Genomic DNA, 21,269 nt, shown 5'->3' with positions numbered 1-21,269 from the left:
TGCCGAACCCAGATATTTTACTGTCGACTGTCGTTCGCCTGACGCAACAACGAACGGCTTTCCACCAGGAAACGCTGCGCGTAGTCGCCAAACCAATGCTCGACCTTTTGGAAACTCTGGATAAACGCCTGTTTATCACCCTGTTCCAGCAGTTTGATCGCCTCGCCGAAACGCTGATAGTAACGTTTGATTAGCGCAATGTTCTCTTCCGACGACATGATGATATCTGCGTACAACTGCGGATCCTGCGCAAACAGCCGCCCGACCATTGCCAGCTCCAACCGGTAGATTGGTGAAGAGAGTGCCAGCAACTGTTCCAACTGAACGTTTTCTTCCGCCAAATGCAGACCATAGGCAAAAGTGGCAAAATGGCGCAGCGCCTGAATGAAGGCCATATTCTGATCGTGCTCAACCGCGCTGATACGGTGCAAACGCGCGCCCCATACCTGCAGTTGCTCCAGCAACCATTGATAGGCTTGCGGCTCGCGGCCATCGCAATAGACCACCACCTGCTTGGCCACGCTGCCTACGTCCGGACCAAACATCGGATGCAGACCCACCACCGGGCCAGAGTGCGCTGCCAACATGGCATTTAGTGGGCGATTTTTTACCGACGCCAGATCGACCAGGATACAGTCTGCCGGCAGCGGAGGTAATCTTTCAATCACCTGCTCGGTCACGTGAATCGGCACGCTGACAATCACCATTCCGGCGTCTGCCAGCAAAGCATCGGCCTGCGGCCAGTCTTGCTGATCCAATACCTTGACCTGGTAGCCGGACAGCGTCAGCAGGCGATTAAACAACCGTCCCATTTGGCCGTTACCGCCAATGATGACAATCGGACGCAGCTGTGGGTTCAGGGTTTTAAAGCCTTTGTCGTTCTCGCTGACATAAGACTCGCGCATTACCCGGCGCAGTACATCTTCAATCAGATCGGGCGGTACACCCAGATTCTCTGCCTCTTGACGCCGTGAGGCCAACATTGCCGCCTCACGCTCGGGAACATACACCGGTAACCCGTGGTGGCTCTTAACCTCACCCACTTCTGCCACCAGCTGCAGGCGTTTCGCCAGCAGCTCCAGCAGCGCCTTATCCACTTCGTCGATTTGATCGCGCAACGCGGTCAGTTCAGCCACCATAACTTACTACTCTCCAGTACGTGCCGTCAGCGCAGTGCCGAGTTCCTGGTGCATATGGCGCAACAGCGTCTGGGTACTCTCCCAGTTAATGCAGGCGTCAGTAACAGAAACCCCGTAACGCATATCTGCACGCGGTTGCTCAGAAGACTGGCTGCCTTCGTGCAGGTGGCTTTCCAGCATGATGCCGGTGATCGAACGGTTACCCGCTTTAATCTGCTCTACCACGGACTCGGCAACCGTCGGCTGACGGCGATAGTCTTTATTCGAGTTGCCATGGCTGCAATCTATCATCAAGGACGGGTGGAGTCCCGCGTCCTGCATCTGTTTTTCACAGGCCGCAACGTCTTCGGCACTGTAGTTCGGCGTTTTACCACCGCGAAGGATCACGTGCCCATCCGGGTTACCCTGCGTTTGCAGCAGGCACACTTGCCCTGCCTGGTTGATGCCGACAAAACGGTGTGGCATCGCCGCGGCCCGCATCGCGTTGATTGCCGTCCCCAGGCTGCCGTCGGTGCCGTTTTTGAAGCCCACCGGCATCGACAAGCCTGAAGCCATCTCGCGGTGAGTCTGCGATTCTGTGGTACGCGCACCAATCGCTGACCAGCTGAACAGGTCACCCAGGTATTGCGGGCTGTTCGGATCCAAGGCTTCGGTGGCCAACGGCAGACCCATACCTACCAGATCCAGCAACAGACGACGCGCGATGTGCAAACCGGCTTCAACATCAAACGAACCGTCCATGTACGGATCGTTGATCAGGCCTTTCCAGCCAACGGTGGTGCGTGGTTTTTCAAAATAGACGCGCATAACGATATACAGCTGATCGCTCAATTCAGCCGACAGGGTTTTCAAATGACGGGCGTAATCCAGGGCAGCATCCGGGTCGTGGATAGAACAGGGTCCGCACACCACCAGCAGGCGATGATCGCGCCCCTGCAAAATATCGGCGATGGTTTTGCGCGCGGTAGCGATTTCATTTTCATCGCTGGCGCTGAGCGGGAACTGGTTCTTCAGTTCTTCCGGAGTGATCAGAATTTGTTCTGCACTGATATGAACGTTATTGAGCGCGTCTTTTTGCATGATGCTATTCCTGTCGTTTGCCGTTATGCGTAAGCGTTAATACAACCTTGAGCGTTTCAGGTCCTTACCATACCATGTGATGTAAAGTTTTCAATCCGATATCTGTAAATAAAAAATTACCACTGACAAACCCTCTTGAAAATCCATATTAAAAGAGACAACAAACAACTAGTAATCATATGATTTACAAAAAAAATAAACAAACCCAATCAAGGTTATCGTATATCCCCTTTAAGCTTTAAGAATCGGAATCATCACCACAAAGTGTAAATTAAAATATACACCATGTTTTCCACAACAATGCATCAGGCCGCGATACAGCTCTCAGTCTCATCCAGATTATCGAGCACGGCTGCCCACCCGCTGTTGCCACCCGGCGACAACCTTAGCCAAAACCCAGCCAAACGCTAAGGATACTCAGCATGATATGCCGCAGGAAGGGGTTAATTAAGTAGAAGAAAAGTGAATAAGTAAGGATGAGAAATTAAAAACTTAAGCTAATCGTAGCTATTTTGGTCGCCATGACGAACCGATATAATGTGACTGACATCACTTATAATCACTCTTAACAACTGGATCCAAAATGCTCTCTTTACGCGCTCGCCGCGCTATTCCGCTGTTCATTAGCTGCTTAACGACTTTCACCAGTGTTTCAGCCCTTGCCGACAATACGCTTTTCACCGCGATGGACGATCCGGCCACCGCTAAAAAGCCGTTTGAAGGCAACGTCCAGGCCGGCTACAACTCGCAGTCTGGTAACTCACAAAGCTCGACCCTGCTGGCCAACACCAGCATGACCTGGTTCAACAGCGATGCCGCCTACAGCCTGTGGGGAGCCGCCAACAACACCACCTCCTCTAACGTGCGCTCGTCTGAAAAGTATCAGGCCGGTGGTCGTACCCGTTATAACCTGTCCGATCGCAACTACCTGTTCGGTCAGGCAAGTTGGCTTAGTGACCGCTTCAACGGTTATGACTCCCGTTCCACGCTGACCGGCGGTTATGGTCGCCAAATCCTCAACGGGCCGCTCAGCGACCTGCGCGTTGAATTTGGTCCCGGCGTACGTCACGATGAATATCATGGCGGTGGTCGCTCCACCAAAGCGCTGGCTTACGGCGCAGCCAACTATTCGTATCAGTTGACCGACAATACCAAGTTCTCCGAAGGTGTTTCCGCACTGGCTAACGAAGAAACCACCTTGAACTCCGAAACCGCGCTAAGCGTCGCGATTAACGAAAGGTTCGCACTGCGTCTGGCTTATAACGTGACTTACAACAGCAAGCCGCCAGCGTCAGCACCGAAGAACACCGACACCACCACTTCCATCAGCCTGGTGTACGGTCTGTAATCTTTTCGGTTCCGCATTTCTTATACGACCAAGCCCATCATCGATGGGCTTTTTTTATGCCTGAGGCGTCAGAGTCAACCAGACCATGCCCAAGGCTTTCAGCGCATCAGTGGAGCACTGGAAGTCAGCATTTCCCCCACTGACCTGAACCTGATTACCCGGCAAACGCGCAATATCATAGACGTCGATATTGCCGTCGATATCGATCAGCCAACGGCCATTGGCAATGTGCGTCACTGCCAAATCCACCAGCCAGGATAACCGACCGCCGTCAACGTAGGCCGGTTGCGCTACCCCTGCCGGGATCAGCGAACTGTCCGCAAACCATTCTCCCGCATCTTTCAACTGCCCGGCGACGAGCCGGTATTTCGGCAGCGCTTGCCCGCCAGTAGGTACCGTCACCACCGTGCTGCCACTGCCCATTTCCCCCTGTCCGGTTGCCAGCCACAACAGAGAAACGCCGGTATCCAGAGCGCAAGTCACCACGATATCCCCAGGGAAATAATTACGACGAACCCAGGTGCTCATGGTGCCCGACGAAATACCCAGTAAATCTCCCAGCTCTTTTTGCAGACTGAAACCATAGGCGTCGAGGATGCGGCGCAGCACACCTTTACCGCCAGAGGCCAGAACCCGATCGTAAAGCGCTTTTCCCTGCGCGGGTTGAATCGGTTTACGTTCGTTTTTTGCTTTTGCAAGCTCCCCGGTCATAAGCCAGGCCAAATCCGCGCCCGTAGCCAGCGCGCAGCTGATGATCACATAGCCAGGCACACTGCCACGTTGCTGCCAACTGCTGATGTTGTTAGGAGCTATCCCCAGGATTTCACTCAGCTCTTTCTGCGTGCCAACGCCATAAGATGAAAGGATCCTTTCAATCACTGCGCCTACTGAGGCGTTATCGTTCACAGTCTCTTCACGCATATCATCACCGATTAAAATCAAAATTTGCATTTACAAGTCGCATTTTGCGATCTAAAGTGCCGCAAGAAAGTTTCACAAACGGCTTCAATGTCACTTTAGTTAAGATGATGCGACATGATTGATGAAAATGCAAACATCGCGGTAGTCCAATAGCAAGTTATGCTGCCATTGGTTAACGGTAAGCAGGCACGTTGCACACAGGGTAACGGTGATCCGAACCGAGATCAGCCTCGCTTTTGCAAGCCCATATATCACTTAGCATCCAGGGAGGTTGCCATGCTGTTGGCGAGTGAAGAGCAACGGGCTATCGGCCTACGGCGTATCGCTGAAATCCGCCGCACGCTATTCGCCCAATATAAAAATCAGGCCGAGGAGATCTACAACACGGCACCGCTGCATCTACGTCACACGCTCTGCTTTCATGCAGGCCTGACCGAGCGTCACGTGATGCTGCAGTTCCACGAGATGAGTTATCCCCAGCGACAGAAAATTGTCGCTGCACTCAATGCATTCATTGAACTGGGCAAATCACTGCCGCGCTATATCAGCGAAGAGGATTGCCTGCTGAATCAGAAAAAATAGCCGTTCTGCAACTTCTGGCGTGCAACCCGCCGGATGTCGTTCGGCCCAAATTTACCCTATCTGGAGAACACACCATGGCTGACACCATTGATATGGCGCAAGAACGCCAGGCGCTGATGCTCGAAAAGCAAATCGCGCACGCCAGGCCCGTAGTCACCCAAGCCTCTGCGCAGTTTTGCACAGACTGTGACGGGGAGATCCCGGAGGTACGACGCCGCGCTATTCCCGGCGTAAGCCGCTGCGTGGCCTGCCAGGAGATCTCAGAGGCTCAGCAACGTCACTTTATCCGGCGTTAATACGATGCCAGCTTCCCCCGGCCTTATTGGCCCCCCGCCTTCAGCCTCATTTGAAGGTGCCTATCCCTGGAATGCCCCGCGGCCAGCCATTGGCCGCGACCCCACGCTAAACCGCGATCGGTTACGCCAGTGGCAAGCCGCGCTGCGGCGCGTCAATTCTCTACCTTATTATCTGCGTATACAGTTTACCGAGCGCCACCAACATCTGTTGAGTCAACAAGGTTCGAAGGCTGCCTGGCACTATTTGGTGTTGGTTTTCGAACGTCGTATATGGCCGCGTATTCAGCAAGTGAATGATAAATTTGCTCTGAATCGGCAGGCCTCGATGCGCTTTGGTAGTGAGTCCGACAACTATAATGCTTTGCCCACGTTGGGTGACAAGGCGCTGGAACAGTTGGCAAAACGTATCGCCGGCCAGTTACTGGCGCTTTATCAAAGCGAGAGCGACACCCTACTGACCAGGCATGCGGGAGACTCTTCTGTCCTGCTGCGGGACGAAATTCAATCGCGGTTGTATGGCCAGATTGCCGGTATGGCACGCGCTTTCAATATTCAGCCCATGCACTGGTACTGTTATCGCAAGGGGTTGCTGGACAGCCACCGCGCGGTAGCGGCACTGTCGAGACTGACCAGCGATCGTTGGTGGCTGCGGCGCCTGAAGATGCAACGTATGCAGTGGCGCGAAGCGCTGCTGATCGCCATTGGCAACGTCAGCCGCAACACATCACCCTATGCCAGCCGTCAGGCCATTCGTGACGTGAAGGCGCGACGCCAGTCAAATCTGGATTATCTTCGCCGCTGCGATTTGGAAAATACCGTTACCGGGGAGCGTATCGATCTGATGGAGAAAGTGCTCGGCAGCATTGCCAACCCGGCGATCCGCCGTATGGAGCTAATGAATACCCTCGCAGGCATTGAAACCTACGCCGCGCGCAGCAGCCACATCGGCCTGTTTGTCACCCTGACTATCCCTTCCCGTTTTCATCCCACGCGCACTGCCGGCGACCGCGGTAAGTCACGCTTTAATCACCGCTGGGACTGCGAAGATTTTACCCCCAAAGACGGCCAACGCTACCTGGTGAAACAATGGAGTAAAATGCGCACTGCTTTCAAAGATCGCCAGTTGCAGGTCTACGGTGTTCGCGTGGTGGAACCGCATCACGACGGCACACCGCATTGGCACCTGATGCTGTTTACTCCCAATAATCACCGTCAACCGGTGATCGATATTCTGCTTCGTTATGCACTGCAGCAAGATGCCGGGGAACCCGGAGCGCAAGAGAATCGTCTCCAGTATAAGCACCTGAATCGAGGGGGAGCGACCGCTTACATGGCCAAATACATTGCCAAGAATCTCGATGGCTATGCACTGGAGGAAGAACTCGATCATGAGACCGGTAGCCCGCTGAGTGAAACCGCCAATGCCGTCAGCGCCTGGGCCAGCACCTGGCGTATTCCGCAGTTTCATCCTTTTGGTTTGCCCAGCATAGGCGCATATCGCGAGTGCCGTCGCATTCGTGGGCAAAGCCTGACGCAGCAGTTCGATGCGCGAACCGAAGCCGTACGCGCCGCCGCCGATACGGGAGATTTTGCCGGTTATATCAATGCTCAGGGCGGTGCTAACGTGCCGCGCAGCCGGCAGTGGGTGCGCGTAGCGCGTGATGATGCGCCCACGCTGAACAGCTATGACGAACGAGTGCAAAAGGTGGTCGGTATTTATGTCCCCCATCTGGGCCCTGATCGGGTGTACCGGACCCGTACGCTACAATGGCGCATCGTCGCTAAAAACCGCGAACCTGCGACACCTTGGAGTTCTGCCAATAACTGTGGATCCTCCTCCTTTAACGTCCCAAAACCGGCGCCCTCCGCACGTCTGACTCCAGCACAACAGCAGTATTGCCTGACTATTGCCCGCGATCTTCGGCAGACAGGCATCGTTCCGCAGCGCTGGCAGTTGGAAGTATTAGCAAGAGGAGGGAAAATCAGCTTTGACGGACAACTTGTACAATTTCCGCTAATCAATGACTGGGCCCATTTTTACTGCACAAATGATAAATCCAATCATTGACGCCTTTAGCGTTTTGCTTAATACTGTATAAATAAACAGTATACTTAAGAGAGGGCAAGAACAGTGGAAATTATGGATAAACAACAGCTAACACTGTCCCGCATCCAGTTCATCGCCGATGTTTCGCAGGCCGCGCAGTGCAGTGCCGCCGAATTTCTGATCGCCATGTCGCTGATTTCGGATCTGGCCAGCCAGGTGTTGCCAGACAATGATTATCAAGAAATATTTTACCCGGCTGACGGACAAGACTCTCGTTAAACCAGTCCCAGCTTGCACTCCCCCCCTTTTCCAACACCCGCCGCCGGCGGGTGTTTTCGTTTCTGCGTTCGGCATTTTCTCCCTTCGGTTGTGCCAGCCCATCCACAACCCCATCGCGTTGCCGACGTCTGCCCGCTACGGGAAACTGGCGCATATCCAGGGCCTCCACGCCTACCGCATTTTCCCCCACGCAGGAGCGTAATGATGAAAATTTATGCACAACAAGGCGACACCATCGACGCGATTTGCTGGCGCTATTACAGCAGCACTCAGCGTCTGGTAGAGCAGGTCTATCTCGCTAATCGCGATCTGGCCGAGGCAGGCCCGCTACTCCCCCACGGTCATCCGGTAGAACTGCCGGATCTGCCGGCGGCCGCTCAACGAGAAACCGTCAAACTGTGGGACTAAGCGATGGAAAAACTCACCTCAACGCTTGCCTACCTCACGGCGGCCTGTCTGGCCTGGATGGGGCGACATTCCACACAGGACATTGCCCTCTTGGTCGGCGCTGCGGTCGGTGTCGGTACTTTCGCAGTGAATTGGTACTACCGGCGTAAAAGTTACCAGCTGTTGAAATCGTTAAAAAAAAACGGTCTGAAACGCGGAGTCTACGATGAGCTCACTCGCTAAACGCTGCAGCGTGGCGGCTATTCTGGCCCTCGCCGCCCTGCTGCCACAGTTCAATACCCTGCACACCTCTGAACAGGGATTGCGCCTGATTGCCGATTTCGAAGGCTGCAGACTCTCCCCCTACCAGTGCAGTGCCGGGATATGGACCAACGGCATCGGCCATACCGCCGGTGTGAAATCCGGCTCCGTCATCGACGAACGTCAGGCAGCGGCCAATCTGATCGAGGATGTCCGCACCGTCGAGCTCGGCATCGCACGCTGCATGGCCGTAGAGATGCCGCAGCCGGTTTACGACGCAGTCAGCGCCTTTGCCTTTAACGTTGGCGTCAGCGCTGCCTGCAATTCCACATTGGCCACCTTTATCAAACGCCAACAATGGCAGGCGGCTTGCGATCAGCTACCGCGCTGGATCTATGTCAAGGGCGTTAAAAGCCAGGGGCTGGAGCGCCGTCGTCATGCCGAACGTGCTCTGTGCCTGCAGGGTATTCAGCGCTGATCCTGGCTGCATCGCTTCAACCACTCAAGGAGAGACATCATGCTAAAACCCGAGCAGTTGCGTACTGCGCTGACCACCGCTCTGCCAGACCTACAGACGCACCCCGATAAGCTACGCATCAGCCTGGATAATGGCCGCGTGGTCTCGACATTAGGCCCTTCGCTGTCATTCGAATACCAATACCAGCTCAATCTGACGCTGAGCGACCAGACAACCGAAGAAGACCTGGTGATGGTCACTGTCTTGGCCTGGTTGCGCAGTCACCAGCCCGACATTCTCGCCAACCCGGATAAACGTAAAAACGGTTTTGCCTTTAAACGCGACGTCAGCACCGCCGGCCAGCTTGATCTTCAGTTGCAATTGACCGAGCGCATCCAGGTAGAACAGCGCGAAGGTGCACTGCATATCACCCCTCTGGCCGAGCCGCCGGAGCCGGAAAACGTCATTCGCTTCACCCGTGTTTACCTGCACGGCGAGCTGATCAGCCAATTTCAGCAGCCATAAACTGACCCTGGGGACGGCTTCGGTTGTGCTGGCGTCAGCTAAACGCCGCCGCGTTGTCGCCCCCCTTATACGGCGGCATTCTTAACAAATGAACACAGACAACTTCGATATTCAGCGCCTGGTGCGCAACCTGATACGCATCGGCACCATCAGTGAGCTCGACCTCGAACGCGGGCGCTGTCGCGTTGCCACCGGTGGCAACCTCACCGACTGGCTTAACTGGCTAACCGGCCGAGCCGGTGACGCTCGCTGCTGGTGGGCACCCAGCGTAGGCGAACAGGTACTGGTGCTGTCGCTGGGGGGCGAGCTTGATACCGCCTTCGTGCTCCCCGGCATTTTTTCCGATGCCCATCCCGCGCCGTCAACCTCGGCTCAGGCGGCACACATCACCTTCCCTGACGGCGCGGTAATCGAATACGAACCGGCAGAGGGGGCACTGAAAGTCATGGGGATCAAAAGCGCCACCATTGAAGCCACAGAGCAGGTAAGCGTCACTGCACCGGCCATCACCTGTCGTGCAACGAGCAAGATCACGCTGGATGCCCCCGAGGTGGAATGCACCCAGCTATTAACCACCGGCACCATCGCCATCCGGCAGGGCGGCTCGATGACCGGCGATCTCAACCACTCCGGCGGTAGCATCAGTTCTAACGGCGTGGTGGTACATAGCCACACCCACGGCGGCGTGCAAAACGGCGGAGGCCAAACGGATAAACCAGCATGAATAACGCGAAATATCTTGGCATGAATCGCGGCTCAGGCCGCGCGATCACCGACATTGAACATATCCGTCAGTCAGTGAGCGACATTCTGATCACCCCAATCGGCTCACGCATCATGCGCCGCAATTACGGTTCGCTGCTGTCCGAGCTGCTGGATCAGCCGCAAAACGACGTGCTGCGGCTGCAGATTATGGCCGCCTGCTACAGCGCGCTGCTGCAGTGGGAGCCGCGCATTCAACTTAGTGGCATCACCTTTAACACTACCATCGACGGAAAAATGGTGGTCGACATTACCGGCAACCGTATCGATACGCCGGATACCTTTTCTCTTTCTGTTTCTGTGAGCTGACACCATGGCAACCATTGACCTGAGCTTATTACCCGCCCCCACGGTGGTGGATCCCCTCGACTACGAGTCGCTGCTGGCCGATCGCAAGGCCACGCTGATTTCCCTTTACCCGGAAGAACAGCGTGAAGCCATTGCACGCACGCTGACGCTGGAGTCGGAACCGATCGTCAAACTGCTGCAGGAAAACGCATACCGCGAACTGATCCTGCGCCAGCGCATCAATGAGGCCGCTCAGGCGGTGATGCTCGGCTATGCCGGTGGCAGCGATCTCGATCAGCTTGGCGCTAACTTCCAGGTTGAACGCCTGGTGGTCCAGCAGCCTGACAATACGGTCATTCCGCCGGTAGCGGCGATTATGGAGTCCGACAGCGATTTCCGCGTTCGCATCCAGCAGGCATTCGAAGGGCTGAGCGTGGCCGGCTCCAGCGGTTCCTACGAATACCACGGTCGTTCCGCCGATGGCCGGGTGGCCGACGTTTCCGCCACCAGTCCCAGCCCGGCCAACGTACTGATTTCGGTGCTGTCGCGTGAAGGTGATGGCACCGCCAGCGCCGAGCTGGTGGCAATTGTCGATAAAGCGCTAAACGATGAAGACGTGCGCCCGGTGGCGGATCGGGTCACCGTCCGCTCCGCCACTATCGTCAATTACAATATCGATGCGCTGCTCTACCTCTACCCTGGTCCGGAAGCAGAACCTATCCGCCGCGCCGCCGAAGCCAAGTTAAAAAGCTACATCAGCGCCCAACACCGTCTGGGGCGTGATATCCGTCTGTCGGCAATTTACGCCGCTCTGCACGCCGAAGGGGTGCAACGGGTGGAACTGAAAAGCCCGCAGGCCGATATCGTGCTGGATAAAACCCAGGCGTCGTACTGCGCCAGTTATCTTCTGACCGTCGGAGGCTCCGATGAGTAACCGTCTGCTGCCGGTCGGCTCTTCACCGCTGGAGGTCGCTGCGGCGGCCGCCTGCGCCGAGCTGGCCACGATGCCGGTACCGCTGCGGGAGTTGTGGAACCCGGCCACCTGCCCGGTCAACCTGCTGCCGTATCTGGCCTGGGCGTTTTCGGTCGATCACTGGGATGAGGGCTGGACGGAAGAAACCAAACGCAACGTCGTCTCCTCTGCCTTCTTCGTGCATCGCCATAAAGGCACTATCGGCGCCATCCGCCGCGTGGTCGAGCCCTTGGGCTATCTGATAAAACTGCGTGAATGGTGGGAAACCAACGCGGAACCCGGCACCTTTTCACTGGATATCGGCGTGCTGGAAAATGGCATCACCGAAGAAATGTACCTGGAAATGGAACGGATGATCGCCGACGCCAAACCGGTCAGCCGCCACTTGACCGGCCTGGCGCTGAACCTGGAGGCCGCAGGCAATATCGAGGTGGCCGGTGGTCATTACGACGCCGAGATAACCACGGTATATCCGGATTATGTCGAGTTCGCCCGTCAAATGCTGGAGGGCCACTATCAGTTTTTACAACGTAATACCGGTACCACCCTGGATTCGACCCAACAACATTTTGTTCTCAACTCAGAACATGTTCTGGCCGACTCACGCCATGAACGAGAGCTTTCACGCATGGCGGGATTGCCCAATGATGCCACCACCGAGGGGCAGGCGTTGCAAATTCTCGGCTATGCCCATGCCTTTTTGGCGACCCAACAACAGAAGTATCTGGATCAGGCCATTGCCTGTTTCGATGCTTATGTGACTCATTTTTACGACGGCGCCCCCATCCCGAAAACCCCTCAGCGTTGGGTAGCCAACTGGATCGTCAACGCCAAGGAGCCGGTGCCGGCCAACTGGCCGGTAGACAGTAAAGATCCGACGCACAGCGGTTTCAAAGGCGTCCCCATGACCTTCATTAAAGGCAAAACGCAGATCCCGCAGGGCGCGCCTTACTGGGGAGAATATCTGGATATCGCCACCTTCGCCTTTGACGGCACCCTGGCCTGGGACGCCATCAATGCGCAGGTGCGTGCGGTTGACGCCGCCGGCAACGTGGACTGGAGCAGTGACGGCAAGCGTTACGACGTGGCGTGGATCATTAACTGGCAGGGTTATCAGATTAGCGCCGACGGTGACATTCTGGCCCAGGGTCTGCCCGCCGCGCAGTTTGGTACCGTTCAACTGAAAGATGACACGCTCAGTGGCAGTCATAAGCTGAACTTCGCCAATCGTCAGCCCGTCGAGCACGGCGGCGTCATGATTGAACGTAATCAGGCTCAGCACAATCGTCCGCTGCACGTGCCGGTCCCGCACAATGCCATGGGTAATGCGGCAGACGCCGAGCTATGGTTTGCCGATGCCTGTCACCTGCTGCACAAAATCACCGGCGAGCAACGCTATTTCAATGCCTGGAAAAGCGTTGAATTCACCGCAATGGAATACACCGATATTGACGCGCAGGATAAGTTCTTCCGCCAGAGTTTGCATGCCAATACTCCCTTCACCGACGGCATCTCCTACGACTGGTCATATCCTGCCGGTGCGCCCGTCAGCTATGCACGCAATGCCGATGGCATGATCACCCTGCGCAAAGAAATTGCGTCACAGCAGTCACTGGAACAGCAATCCGTGTGGTTCCGCATCAACAACCAATCGAAAGTACGCACCAGTTTCGGCGGCGTTGATGACCAGAACCAGCCTATTTCCTGCCGGTTGCAATTGGCCATAGCAGTGGAAAAGGATGCAAAACAAACCACCGACTGGGGCATCGGTCTGCCGCAGTCCACCCAAACGCAGGTAAAAACTTACGATATCCCACTCACCAGTCTGGCGGCATTGTCCCGTAAAGATGGTAGCGATTATCTGCTGGCCGACCTGCGTGCGGTGACCGATTACGGCGGTTGCGTGATCGGCAGCCGGTTTGAAGAACAGGTTTACGATAGGCGCAGCGCAACGGTGATCAATGCCAGCTACCCCAACGATGACGCTGGCATGGTGATCGGCGCCTGGCTGACCGCCGAGGAACGTTTTCCGGTAAACCAACTGGTTTATCGTGCTGATGCCGACTTCAATCTGCGGCTTGAGGACGACGATAAATGGCGCTGGTACTGGATGCTGCCCGCCACCGAGGGTAAATGGAAGTTGGCAACCTTTGACCCGACTGCTGCGGTGCTGAGCGGCTATCAGCCAGACCATCAGGATGGCGATGAGAAACCTGCCCGTCCTGATTTCAGCACGGTGGATCAGGTCACTATCCTGCAAGACGGCAATGTAGCGAACGCTAACTTCAGCTACTACGTACTGAATGATATTCCGCCAACCTTCAACGCCGACGACGGTTACACCATCAAATATCGCGTCACGTTACAGGCGGAAAATCCTTATACCGCGCTTTTGGGGGATTGCACCCTGCTGGGCCATCGTCAGGACAGCCTGTTCTGCACGCCCGGCGTGATCCCCTTTTCCAATATCTATCAGGCAGACAGCCAACAGTTCGACGGCTGGCACGGCATGCCTTATCCAGGCTACCAATACCCCTTTATTTTCGTGCATGCCGACGCCGATCCCGACGGCCTGATGCTGAACAACATGACCGAATTCCTGTGGCAGTCACAGCAATGGTACCAGCAGCAGTTTGGCGTATTGGGGCCAGGAGCTTCCGCTTATATCTGGAATCGCTGGGACAACCTGAGCTATGGCAATGCGGACAGCTGGACCATGTATCACTGGGGCGATGGCACCGCCTGGTCTGGTTATCAGCCGCGAGCTTTCTTTGGCGCTGCACGCGCCTGGCATGAGCTGACACTGGCGGGTAAAACACCGCCGGCCAAATTGGTCAGCTATGTCGAAAACTGGCTGCGCTGGCTGATCGGCTTTACCCAGGACTCAGGCGGTATTACACCGACCGATTTCCCGATGACGGGTATCCCGCAGCCCAACAAACATGATTTTACAGGCCATATGTGCGGCCTGTGGTTGGCTGGCGCCGTGCTGACAAAAATGGCCGGCAGTGAGATTACCGGCACCGAACATTTTATCGAACAATGCGTTACAGAGTTACAGAAGAATTATCTCGCCACTGGGGATGTGATGGATGGCGCCTGGTCACCGGCACCACGTCCCGGCACGGACAACGGGATGTTCTTCGGTTTTTGGTCGGGTGAAATCCTGCGCGGATTGAGCCTGTATGTGATGTACAAGAACGGCCTGAATGACCTGGCCGACAAACAAAAGAGAGCAACGACATGACAGCAAAATATCGCGCCCTGCTCACCGATCAGGGTAAAGCGCTGCTGGCTAACGCCGCGGCAACCGGCCAGAAGCTGGAGATCACCCAGATGGCGGTCGGCGATGGCGGTGGCTCAGCCACTCTGCCCAGCGAAAGCCAAACCAAGCTGGTGAATGAAAAACGCCGGGCGGTGCTCAATTCCCTGCAGGTTAACGCCGACAGCAGCAACCAGGTGATCGCCGAGCAGGTGATCCCGGAAGATACCGGTGGCTGGTGGATCCGTGAATTGGGGTTGTACGATAAAAATGGCGTACTGGTGGCCGTGGCTAATACACCAGACACTTACAAGCCATTGCTGGCCGAAGGTGCCGGTCGTACTCAGGTAGTGCGCATGGTCCTGCTGGTCAAAGGTGACGCCAGCGCGGTGATTGTGGCAGACAAAACCGCCGTGCTGGTTTCCCGCGATACGCTGGATGCGGCTATCGCCGAACATGCCCGTTCACGTAACCACCCGGATGCCACCCTGCTGGCCAAAGGCTTCACCCAACTGAGCAGCGACAGCAACAGCAACAACGAAGTTCTGGCAGCGACGCCAAAAGCGGTGAAAGCGGTTAATGACGAGGTCAAAAAACGTCTGCCACTGAGTGGGGGTGATATCACCGGTTTGGTAAGAATGAGTTATAAAACGGGTATCTACGGCCTGGACGCTGCCGGCGCGCAAAACAATATGGTCATGCTCGGGAACCAAACCTACCCTAATGCCGTATTATTGGGTGGTAGTAATGTTCCCTCCATTATTATCTCGCAAACCAACCCACAAACGCTGGTAGCCGGTAAGCCTTATACATTTTTTCACACGGGTTTTAAACCTACGGCGGCGGATGTTGGGGCCTACAATAAGGCCGATGCCGACGGCAAATTTGTCAAACAGAGCGGCGATACCATTACCGGTGGCCTGACGGTGAATGGCTCCATCGAAACAAAATCTGGGCTGACCACTCCGTCATTATCAGTGAATGGCTCAACCACTATCTCAGGTGGACTTACAGCCAAGGCTAGTGTGGAACTTTACGGTTCTACTCCATATATAGATTTTCACTATGATAATAGCACCGGTAATTTTGACACCAGATTAGTTAATGACAATAAAGGGATATTGTCTTTCCACGGTTCAGAATATTATGTTAATGGAAAGTTGAGTGTAACCGGCGATGTTTGGTTTGGTGGCGCTACAAATATTAACGGCCCCACTATTCTCTATAATTCTGAATTTATTCACAAACGAGGGAATATAACTTACGCTGACGGTAATCGACAAACCAATGGTTTTCGCCTTCAAGGCCAAGGGGATCTGCTTACCGACATTTACCATTACGAAAAGGTTGGCAGTTATCACGAATTTGGCTTTCATGTAGCTAATGGCGGAGCTGATGGTTGGTTCACTTTCCGCAACAACGGTGAGTTTCGTGCTAATGGCGCAGTCTTCGCTGCAGGAGCGACGTTTCAAACAGACGGTAATATTAATGGCAGCATCTGGGGAGGCTATTTAAATAATTATCTTGACAGAAGCTATGTGCGTGACATTCGCCTGGCTAGTCGAGGAACTATTCTCACCGATGGCAATATGACTGAGGCCCCTTCAGGAGCGGTAATAACCGGCGGCAACGGTAATGAAGGAAATCAACTTGGGTATATGTATTATCGCATGTTGCAAAAACACATTAACAACAACTGGTATACGGTGGCTTACGCATGAAAAATCTCGGCCCATTTTTTACTTATAAACCTGAGAAAGGCACACCTCAGGCAATCCTTTCAGGAAGTTCAAATATATTGTTTATGAAAGACAAAAACGGAGATGATTGGTATGACGTGCAACATCACTTCAATGAAAAAACACTGAAAATAGTTTTCGATAGTAGCGGAATTATACATAGCGCCAGTTACGATGCATCTAGCTTATGGCCCATTGATGCATTTGTCGCTGAAATTTCAGCCAGTGATATTCCGGATAAATTCCCACTCCCGATTAAGGGACTAGACTGGCAATTCAATGGGAAAGAGATAGAACCGCGAACTTATACCGCTGAGCAATTAAAAATTCAGGCAAAATATGAAAAAGATACTTTGCTGAACCAGGCGGCGAAAGAAATTGCACCTCTAAAGGATGCTGCCGACCTCAATATTGCCACTCCAGGTGAACTTGAACATCTGAAAACCTGGATGCTATATAGGGTGATGCTCAGCAGAGTCGATCCAGGCTTGGCCCCAGACATCGACTGGCCGCAGCCGCCACAATAATCGCACCTTCAACGCCCCGCCCGGGGCGTTTTTTTATCTTGATTTTCCTGCTGTTGTACCAGTTCTCATACATACCCAATGAGATGCGCGGCCCCATCGCGAAGGGCATTCTGTTGTTACCAACCACAAACGGAGTAATGCTATGGGTGATTATCACCACGGCGTGCGTGTCCTCGAAATCAATGAAGGCACCCGCGTAATTTCCACCGTCTCGACGGCGATTATTGGCATGGTTTGTACTGCAGAAGATGCCGATGCCAGCCTGTTCCCTCTCAACACTCCGGTGTTGATCACTGACGTTCTGGCCGCCAGTGGCAAGGCCGGCAAAAATGGCACCCTGACACGCTCGCTGCTGGCGATTGCCGAGCAGGCCAAACCGGTCACCGTCGTGGTACGTGTGGCAGAAGGCAAAGACGAGGCCGAAACCACCTCCAATATCATTGGCGGCGCCGATGAAAACGGTAAATACACCGGCATGAAAGCCTTGCTGGCGGCACAGGCCGAACTGGGTGTGAAGCCACGTATCCTGGGTGTGCCAGGCCACGACAACCTGGAGGTAGCAACCGCACTGGCCGGTATCTGCCAACAACTGCGTGCCTTTGGTTATATCAGCGCTTACGGCTGCAAGACCGTCTCCGACGCCATCAAGTACCGCGCAGGCTTTAGCCAACGCGAACTGATGTTGATCTGGCCAGATTTTGTTAACTGGAACACCACCACCAACAGCAGCGACATCGCATACGCCACCGCTCGTGCACTGGGTCTGCGCGCCAAGATTGACCAGGAGACTGGCTGGCATAAAACCTTGTCCAACGTCGGCGTCAACGGCGTCAGCGGTATTTCAGCCAGCGTATTTTGGGATCTGCAAACCGTCGGCACCGACGCTGACCTGTTGAACGAAGCCTGCGTCACCACCCTGATCCGCAAAGATGGCTTCAAGTTTTGGGGCTCACGCACCTGTTCCGACGATCCATTATTCCAGTTCGAAAACTATACCCGTACCGCGCAGGTATTGGCTGACACCATGGCCGAAGCTCATCTGTGGGCAGTTGACCGCCCAGTTACGCCAACGCTGATCCGCGACATGATCGACGGCATCAAAGCCAAGTTCCGCGAGCTGAAATCCGCCGGACTGATCATTGACGGCGACTGCTGGTACGACGAAAGCGCCAACGATAAAGAAACCCTGAAGGCCGGCAAACTGTTTATCGATTACGACTACACCCCGGTACCGCCGCTGGAAGATTTAACCCTGCGCCAGCGCATCACCGACCGTTACCTGGCGAACTTCGCCGCGTCCGTGAACAGCTAAGGAGACCTGAATAATGGCACTGCCAAAAAAACTGAAATATCTGAACCTGTTTAACGACGGCTTCAACTACATGGGTGTGGTCTCGGCCATGACCCTGCCAAAACTGACCCGTAAGCTGGAAAAATTCCGCGGCGGCGGCATGAGCGGCGCAGCCTCGGTGGACTTCGGTCTGGATGACGATGCGCTGGTAGTCGAATGGACCATGGGCGGCATCGATGAGCTGGTGCTGAAACAGTGGGGCCGCGTCGACGCGGTACCGTTGCGCTTTACCGGTTCTTTCCAGCGTGACGACACCGGTGAAGTATCGGCACTCGAAGTCGTGATGCGCGGTCGCCACAAAGAAATCGACAGCGGTGACTTCAAACAAGGCGAAGACACCGAGACCAAGGTTTCTACCGACTGTACCTACTTCAAACTGAGCATCGACGGCAAAGAGCTGATCGAGATCGATACCGTCAACATGATTGAAAAAGTCGACGGTGTGGATCTGCTGGCGGCCCACCGCCGCGCTATCGGCCTGTAATTCATCACCTCAATGGCCAGCCTTGGTGCTGGCCCTGTTTCCCTGACAATAATTGGATACCCCCATGGAACTGAATGCATCCCCAGAAAATACCGTAATGCTGGAAACCCCGATCAAACGCGGTGACAGCGAGATCCGTGAAGTACAGGTCACCAAACCGAATGCAGGCAGCCTGCGCGGTATTGGTCTGGCGGCACTGGCCAACGCCGACGTCGACGCCCTGATCACCATCCTGCCGCGCGTCACCTACCCGAACCTGACCAAGGAAGAGTGTGCACGCCTGGAGCTGCCGGACCTGATCGCGCTGGCCGGACAGGTGATCGGTTTTTTGTCACCGAAATCGGCCGAGTAAACATCGACCCCGTTCTGACCGTGGACGATCTGATGGCGGACATCGCAGTGATTTTTCACTGGCCGCCATCAGAGATGAACGGCATGACGCTGACAGAGCTGATGGAATGGCGCTATAAGGCCCTTCAACGTAGTGGAGTAAATACAGATGAGTAGCAGCGGCAGCAAAAAAACGTTGGCAAACGCGGACACCAGCATCCGCAACCAGCAAAAGCGGCTAAAAACAGAACAAAAAAAACAGACTCAACTAACCCAATTACTGAAGATAAAAGCGGCGCAAGCCGACGTACTGATTGAGCTTGATGCGATTCAAAATACCCGTATGGCTTTGCCCACGTTTTTATCTTCCCCCAAAGATATTGAAACAACGCAGCAGGCGAATCTCAATCACGTCGTGCAAAAGGCCCGTGGAGCCATTTTATCGCTCCAGCAAGGCCATCTGGAAAAACAGCTCCAGGGCAAAGGGATTGATACCGCCAATTTAACCGGCGCCCAGCAACGCTCACAAGAAAATTCAGAGACCGCCCAAAACCTTCTTAGCCGCCAACAAGGTGTCCGCCAAAAACTGCGTCAGCAAAGACGCACAAAAGTGCTTGGTGATTTTCAAACCCGACAGAACGGAATTGGAAAGATTCGCGATGTTGCTTCAAAGGGGTTGGGACTGGCAGGTACTGCCTTCAATACGGGTAAAGATTTGCTGGCACCGGGTATGAAGTTTGAAAAGCAGATGTCCGGTATGCAGGCGCAGTTGGGATTAAACAAAGACGACCACCGGTTAACAGCCCTGCGCCAGCAGGCAACCGGCAGGGTGTCCAAGGGACAGTCCCCGCAGGAGGTCGCTGAAACGCAATCCGCTCTGGCCGCCGCTGGCTACAACCCTCAGGAAGTTTTGGCTGCGGCCCCCGCAGCACTGAATCTGGCCAAGGCCAGCGGCAGCAGCATCGAGGAGGCAGTAAAAGCTCTATCGGGTATCCAGCAGGCGTTTCAGCTGCCGGCCGATCAGGCTGGAAATATCGCCGATATAATGGCCAAAGCCAGCAGCAGCTATCAGTGGAGCCTTGATGAGTTCGATAAAAAAATACGGACAGCCGCACCGGCAGCCCTCCAGAGTGGACAGAGCCTGGAGCAAACCGCCGCACAGTTGGCCCCACAAGGGCACAGCCTGGGAAACGTCGATGGCGCGGCTCAGGCGATGGTCACCGTACGGGGGGATAATCTGGATGGCGATATCAAGAAACTGTTCGCCAACTGGGACAGCATTCGCATAGATCTTTTCGACGGCCAGAATTCATCTCTGCGCCAACTCACACAAATCGCGACCGGCTGGCTCAACACCCTGGGCCAATGGTCAAAAGAAAACCCTACGTTAGCCAATAGCCTGATGACCGTTGCCATTGCAATCACTGCACTGATTGGCGGCCTGTCAGCCATAGGTACCTTTATCGTGCCGGCGCTGAGCGCCATTAACATGCTGATGGCCGGTGCGGGTCTACTGGGCACCGTATTCACTTCCGTTGGCGGCATGATAGCCGGAGTCTTTGCTACCCTCAGCCTGCCCATTGTCGCCGTAGTCGCAGCGATCGTCGGAGGAGCCGCCTTAATCTATAAATATTGGGAACCGATTAGCGCCTTTATCGGTGGAGTCGCGGAAAGTTTCAGTACGGCAATGGGTCCTATTGGTGATGCATTTTCTCCAGTGATTACAGCCTTCAACAGCGTCATGGACAAGTTAAAACCGGTCTATAACTGGTTTATGCAATTATTGACACCGATAAAAAGCACTCAGGAAGAACTGAACACCGCAGCGGCTTACGGAAAAATGCTGGGCGAATGGCTGGTTTGGGCATTCAGGCTGCCCGGCGATGCGCTTAACCAGTTGATTGGCTTAATCGGCAGGGCGCGAGGCATCATTGATTCGGCCATTGGATGGTTTAGCAATGAAAAAAGCGATCCAACCTCGGAAAAATATGACAGTAGCCTCTCCCCCAGCGGTGGCGTGCTGAGCTTGGGCAACGAAAACTATCGTGCCGTTCGCCCAACCGCTCCCCCTAACCTTTCAGATAACAGCGTACGGACCAATAACGTCTCTATCAACGTACCGGAGGGAACTACGCGTGACGAAATGGAACGCGTAGTCCGTTCAGCCATGATGGACATCGAAAATACTCGCCGTAATCAGCACCTCAGCGCTTATGCGCAGGTATAAGGAG

General features: G+C 54.7%; 22 protein-coding genes and 1 pseudogene. 20 read left to right on the top strand and 3 right to left on the bottom strand.

The features are described from left to right. Window positions 1-17 precede the first annotated feature (17 nt). Window positions 18-1,139, bottom strand: a complete 1,122-nt coding sequence (gene tyrA, locus SERS4_RS0104920) for a bifunctional chorismate mutase/prephenate dehydrogenase (protein ID WP_012005325.1) — start codon at window positions 1,137-1,139, stop codon at window positions 18-20. A gap of 6 nt (window positions 1,140-1,145) precedes the next feature. Further along, the gene (locus SERS4_RS0104915) at window positions 1,146-2,219 is read right to left on the bottom strand and encodes a 3-deoxy-7-phosphoheptulonate synthase (protein WP_017891679.1); all 1,074 of its coding nucleotides are present in this window, start codon (window positions 2,217-2,219) and stop codon (window positions 1,146-1,148) included. Between the two features lie 583 nt (window positions 2,220-2,802). Here SERS4_RS0104915 and SERS4_RS0104910 point away from each other — a divergent pair. Further along, the gene (locus SERS4_RS0104910) at window positions 2,803-3,567 is read left to right on the top strand and encodes a YdiY family protein (RefSeq protein ID WP_012005323.1); all 765 of its coding nucleotides are present in this window, start codon (window positions 2,803-2,805) and stop codon (window positions 3,565-3,567) included. A gap of 54 nt (window positions 3,568-3,621) precedes the next feature. Here the strand turns inward: SERS4_RS0104910 and SERS4_RS0104905 are convergent, their stop codons facing one another. Continuing rightward, window positions 3,622-4,518, bottom strand: coding sequence for a phage repressor protein CI (locus SERS4_RS0104905; protein ID WP_017891678.1), 897 nt, complete (start codon window positions 4,516-4,518; stop codon window positions 3,622-3,624). 246 nt (window positions 4,519-4,764) lie between these two features. Between SERS4_RS0104905 and SERS4_RS0104900 the strand changes: the two genes are divergently transcribed. From SERS4_RS0104900 to SERS4_RS0104810, 19 genes and pseudogenes are all read left to right on the top strand, one after another. Further along, window positions 4,765-5,070 carry a hypothetical protein gene (locus SERS4_RS0104900; protein WP_012005321.1) on the top strand — a complete coding sequence of 102 codons (306 nt, stop codon included), beginning with the start codon at window positions 4,765-4,767 and terminating at the stop codon, window positions 5,068-5,070. Between the two features lie 74 nt (window positions 5,071-5,144). Then, window positions 5,145-5,366: a TraR/DksA C4-type zinc finger protein gene (locus SERS4_RS0104895; protein ID WP_017891677.1), complete on the top strand. Its 222-nt coding sequence runs from the start codon at window positions 5,145-5,147 to the stop codon at window positions 5,364-5,366. A gap of 4 nt (window positions 5,367-5,370) precedes the next feature. Continuing rightward, window positions 5,371-7,434 carry a replication endonuclease gene (locus tag SERS4_RS0104890; RefSeq protein WP_017891676.1) on the top strand — a complete coding sequence of 688 codons (2,064 nt, stop codon included), beginning with the start codon at window positions 5,371-5,373 and terminating at the stop codon, window positions 7,432-7,434. A gap of 63 nt (window positions 7,435-7,497) precedes the next feature. Beyond that, window positions 7,498-7,692, top strand: a complete 195-nt coding sequence (locus SERS4_RS0104885; protein WP_026142210.1) for a hypothetical protein — start codon at window positions 7,498-7,500, stop codon at window positions 7,690-7,692. 204 nt (window positions 7,693-7,896) lie between these two features. After that, entirely contained in the window at window positions 7,897-8,100 is a 204-nt protein-coding gene (locus SERS4_RS0104880) for a tail protein X (protein WP_017891674.1), read from the top strand. Window positions 8,101-8,103: 3 nt separating this feature from the next. Next, the gene (locus tag SERS4_RS0104875; protein ID WP_012005317.1) at window positions 8,104-8,322 is read left to right on the top strand and encodes an HP1 family phage holin; all 219 of its coding nucleotides are present in this window, start codon (window positions 8,104-8,106) and stop codon (window positions 8,320-8,322) included. Continuing rightward, complete coding sequence (locus tag SERS4_RS0104870; protein ID WP_017891673.1) at window positions 8,306-8,818, top strand: lysozyme; 513 nt, start codon at window positions 8,306-8,308, stop codon at window positions 8,816-8,818. Before SERS4_RS0104875 ends, SERS4_RS0104870 begins: the two co-directional genes overlap by 17 nt. A 39-nt stretch (window positions 8,819-8,857) precedes the next feature. Beyond that, on the top strand, window positions 8,858-9,322 hold the full coding sequence (locus SERS4_RS0104865; RefSeq protein WP_017891672.1) for a phage tail protein: 465 nt from the start codon (window positions 8,858-8,860) through the stop codon (window positions 9,320-9,322). 88 nt (window positions 9,323-9,410) lie between these two features. Next, window positions 9,411-10,046 carry a phage baseplate assembly protein V gene (locus SERS4_RS0104860; RefSeq protein WP_017891671.1) on the top strand — a complete coding sequence of 212 codons (636 nt, stop codon included), beginning with the start codon at window positions 9,411-9,413 and terminating at the stop codon, window positions 10,044-10,046. After that, window positions 10,043-10,393 carry a GPW/gp25 family protein gene (locus tag SERS4_RS0104855; RefSeq protein ID WP_012005313.1) on the top strand — a complete coding sequence of 117 codons (351 nt, stop codon included), beginning with the start codon at window positions 10,043-10,045 and terminating at the stop codon, window positions 10,391-10,393. The genes SERS4_RS0104860 and SERS4_RS0104855 overlap by 4 nt, the downstream gene beginning before the upstream one ends. A 4-nt stretch (window positions 10,394-10,397) precedes the next feature. Continuing rightward, a complete protein-coding gene (locus SERS4_RS0104850) occupies window positions 10,398-11,306 on the top strand; it encodes a baseplate assembly protein (protein ID WP_012005312.1) in 909 nt (302 codons plus the stop codon). After that, window positions 11,299-11,820 (top strand): annotated as a pseudogene (locus SERS4_RS27425) (phage tail protein I); the annotation flags it as partial. The gene SERS4_RS0104850 and the pseudogene SERS4_RS27425, both read left to right, overlap by 8 nt. A 2,768-nt stretch (window positions 11,821-14,588) precedes the next feature. Beyond that, entirely contained in the window at window positions 14,589-16,328 is a 1,740-nt protein-coding gene (locus SERS4_RS0104840) for a phage tail protein (RefSeq protein WP_017891669.1), read from the top strand. Next, window positions 16,325-16,873 carry a tail fiber assembly protein gene (locus SERS4_RS0104835; protein ID WP_017891668.1) on the top strand — a complete coding sequence of 183 codons (549 nt, stop codon included), beginning with the start codon at window positions 16,325-16,327 and terminating at the stop codon, window positions 16,871-16,873. The genes SERS4_RS0104840 and SERS4_RS0104835 overlap by 4 nt, the downstream gene beginning before the upstream one ends. A gap of 142 nt (window positions 16,874-17,015) precedes the next feature. Continuing rightward, on the top strand, window positions 17,016-18,185 hold the full coding sequence (locus SERS4_RS0104830; RefSeq protein WP_017891667.1) for a phage tail sheath protein: 1,170 nt from the start codon (window positions 17,016-17,018) through the stop codon (window positions 18,183-18,185). A 13-nt stretch (window positions 18,186-18,198) separates the two neighbouring features. Then, window positions 18,199-18,708 (top strand): phage major tail tube protein, encoded by a 510-nt coding sequence (locus tag SERS4_RS0104825; protein WP_006323695.1) that lies wholly within the window; start codon window positions 18,199-18,201, stop codon window positions 18,706-18,708. A 64-nt stretch (window positions 18,709-18,772) separates the two neighbouring features. Continuing rightward, window positions 18,773-19,060, top strand: coding sequence for a phage tail assembly protein (locus SERS4_RS0104820; protein ID WP_017891666.1), 288 nt, complete (start codon window positions 18,773-18,775; stop codon window positions 19,058-19,060). Window positions 19,061-19,092: 32 nt separating this feature from the next. Continuing rightward, window positions 19,093-19,215, top strand: a complete 123-nt coding sequence (locus SERS4_RS26135) for a GpE family phage tail protein (protein WP_207213182.1) — start codon at window positions 19,093-19,095, stop codon at window positions 19,213-19,215. Further along, a complete protein-coding gene (locus SERS4_RS0104810; RefSeq protein ID WP_017891664.1) occupies window positions 19,208-21,265 on the top strand; it encodes a phage tail tape measure protein in 2,058 nt (685 codons plus the stop codon). The genes SERS4_RS26135 and SERS4_RS0104810 overlap by 8 nt, the downstream gene beginning before the upstream one ends. The last annotated feature ends 4 nt before the right edge of the window (window positions 21,266-21,269 follow it).

The sequence above is a fragment of the Serratia sp. S4 genome (assembly GCF_000347995.1).
In the GTDB taxonomy this organism is placed as follows: domain Bacteria; phylum Pseudomonadota; class Gammaproteobacteria; order Enterobacterales; family Enterobacteriaceae; genus Serratia; species Serratia quinivorans.
Note: the sequence above shows the minus strand (reverse complement) of the source record. Positions and strands in the feature narration are given on the sequence as shown.

What these genes read in the sequence shown, in the direction of transcription:
- SERS4_RS0104865 (WP_017891672.1), top strand. Translation starts at nt 8,858, where the DNA reads ATGCTAAAACCCGAGCAGTTGCGTACTGCGCTGACCACCGCTCTGCCA.
- tyrA (WP_012005325.1), bottom strand. Translation starts at nt 1,139, where the DNA reads ATGGTGGCTGAACTGACCGCGTTGCGCGATCAAATCGACGAAGTGGAT.
- SERS4_RS0104810 (WP_017891664.1), top strand. Translation starts at nt 19,208, where the DNA reads ATGAGTAGCAGCGGCAGCAAAAAAACGTTGGCAAACGCGGACACCAGC.
- SERS4_RS0104880 (WP_017891674.1), top strand. Translation starts at nt 7,897, where the DNA reads ATGAAAATTTATGCACAACAAGGCGACACCATCGACGCGATTTGCTGG.
- SERS4_RS0104830 (WP_017891667.1), top strand. Translation starts at nt 17,016, where the DNA reads ATGGGTGATTATCACCACGGCGTGCGTGTCCTCGAAATCAATGAAGGC.
- SERS4_RS0104820 (WP_017891666.1), top strand. Translation starts at nt 18,773, where the DNA reads ATGGAACTGAATGCATCCCCAGAAAATACCGTAATGCTGGAAACCCCG.
- SERS4_RS0104900 (WP_012005321.1), top strand. Translation starts at nt 4,765, where the DNA reads ATGCTGTTGGCGAGTGAAGAGCAACGGGCTATCGGCCTACGGCGTATC.
- SERS4_RS0104855 (WP_012005313.1), top strand. Translation starts at nt 10,043, where the DNA reads ATGAATAACGCGAAATATCTTGGCATGAATCGCGGCTCAGGCCGCGCG.
- SERS4_RS0104870 (WP_017891673.1), top strand. Translation starts at nt 8,306, where the DNA reads ATGAGCTCACTCGCTAAACGCTGCAGCGTGGCGGCTATTCTGGCCCTC.
- SERS4_RS0104860 (WP_017891671.1), top strand. Translation starts at nt 9,411, where the DNA reads ATGAACACAGACAACTTCGATATTCAGCGCCTGGTGCGCAACCTGATA.
- SERS4_RS0104905 (WP_017891678.1), bottom strand. Translation starts at nt 4,518, where the DNA reads ATGCAAATTTTGATTTTAATCGGTGATGATATGCGTGAAGAGACTGTG.
- SERS4_RS0104875 (WP_012005317.1), top strand. Translation starts at nt 8,104, where the DNA reads ATGGAAAAACTCACCTCAACGCTTGCCTACCTCACGGCGGCCTGTCTG.
- SERS4_RS0104850 (WP_012005312.1), top strand. Translation starts at nt 10,398, where the DNA reads ATGGCAACCATTGACCTGAGCTTATTACCCGCCCCCACGGTGGTGGAT.
- SERS4_RS0104835 (WP_017891668.1), top strand. Translation starts at nt 16,325, where the DNA reads ATGAAAAATCTCGGCCCATTTTTTACTTATAAACCTGAGAAAGGCACA.
- SERS4_RS0104910 (WP_012005323.1), top strand. Translation starts at nt 2,803, where the DNA reads ATGCTCTCTTTACGCGCTCGCCGCGCTATTCCGCTGTTCATTAGCTGC.
- SERS4_RS0104840 (WP_017891669.1), top strand. Translation starts at nt 14,589, where the DNA reads ATGACAGCAAAATATCGCGCCCTGCTCACCGATCAGGGTAAAGCGCTG.
- SERS4_RS0104825 (WP_006323695.1), top strand. Translation starts at nt 18,199, where the DNA reads ATGGCACTGCCAAAAAAACTGAAATATCTGAACCTGTTTAACGACGGC.
- SERS4_RS0104915 (WP_017891679.1), bottom strand. Translation starts at nt 2,219, where the DNA reads ATGCAAAAAGACGCGCTCAATAACGTTCATATCAGTGCAGAACAAATT.
- SERS4_RS26135 (WP_207213182.1), top strand. Translation starts at nt 19,093, where the DNA reads ATGGCGGACATCGCAGTGATTTTTCACTGGCCGCCATCAGAGATGAAC.
- SERS4_RS0104890 (WP_017891676.1), top strand. Translation starts at nt 5,371, where the DNA reads ATGCCAGCTTCCCCCGGCCTTATTGGCCCCCCGCCTTCAGCCTCATTT.
- SERS4_RS0104895 (WP_017891677.1), top strand. Translation starts at nt 5,145, where the DNA reads ATGGCTGACACCATTGATATGGCGCAAGAACGCCAGGCGCTGATGCTC.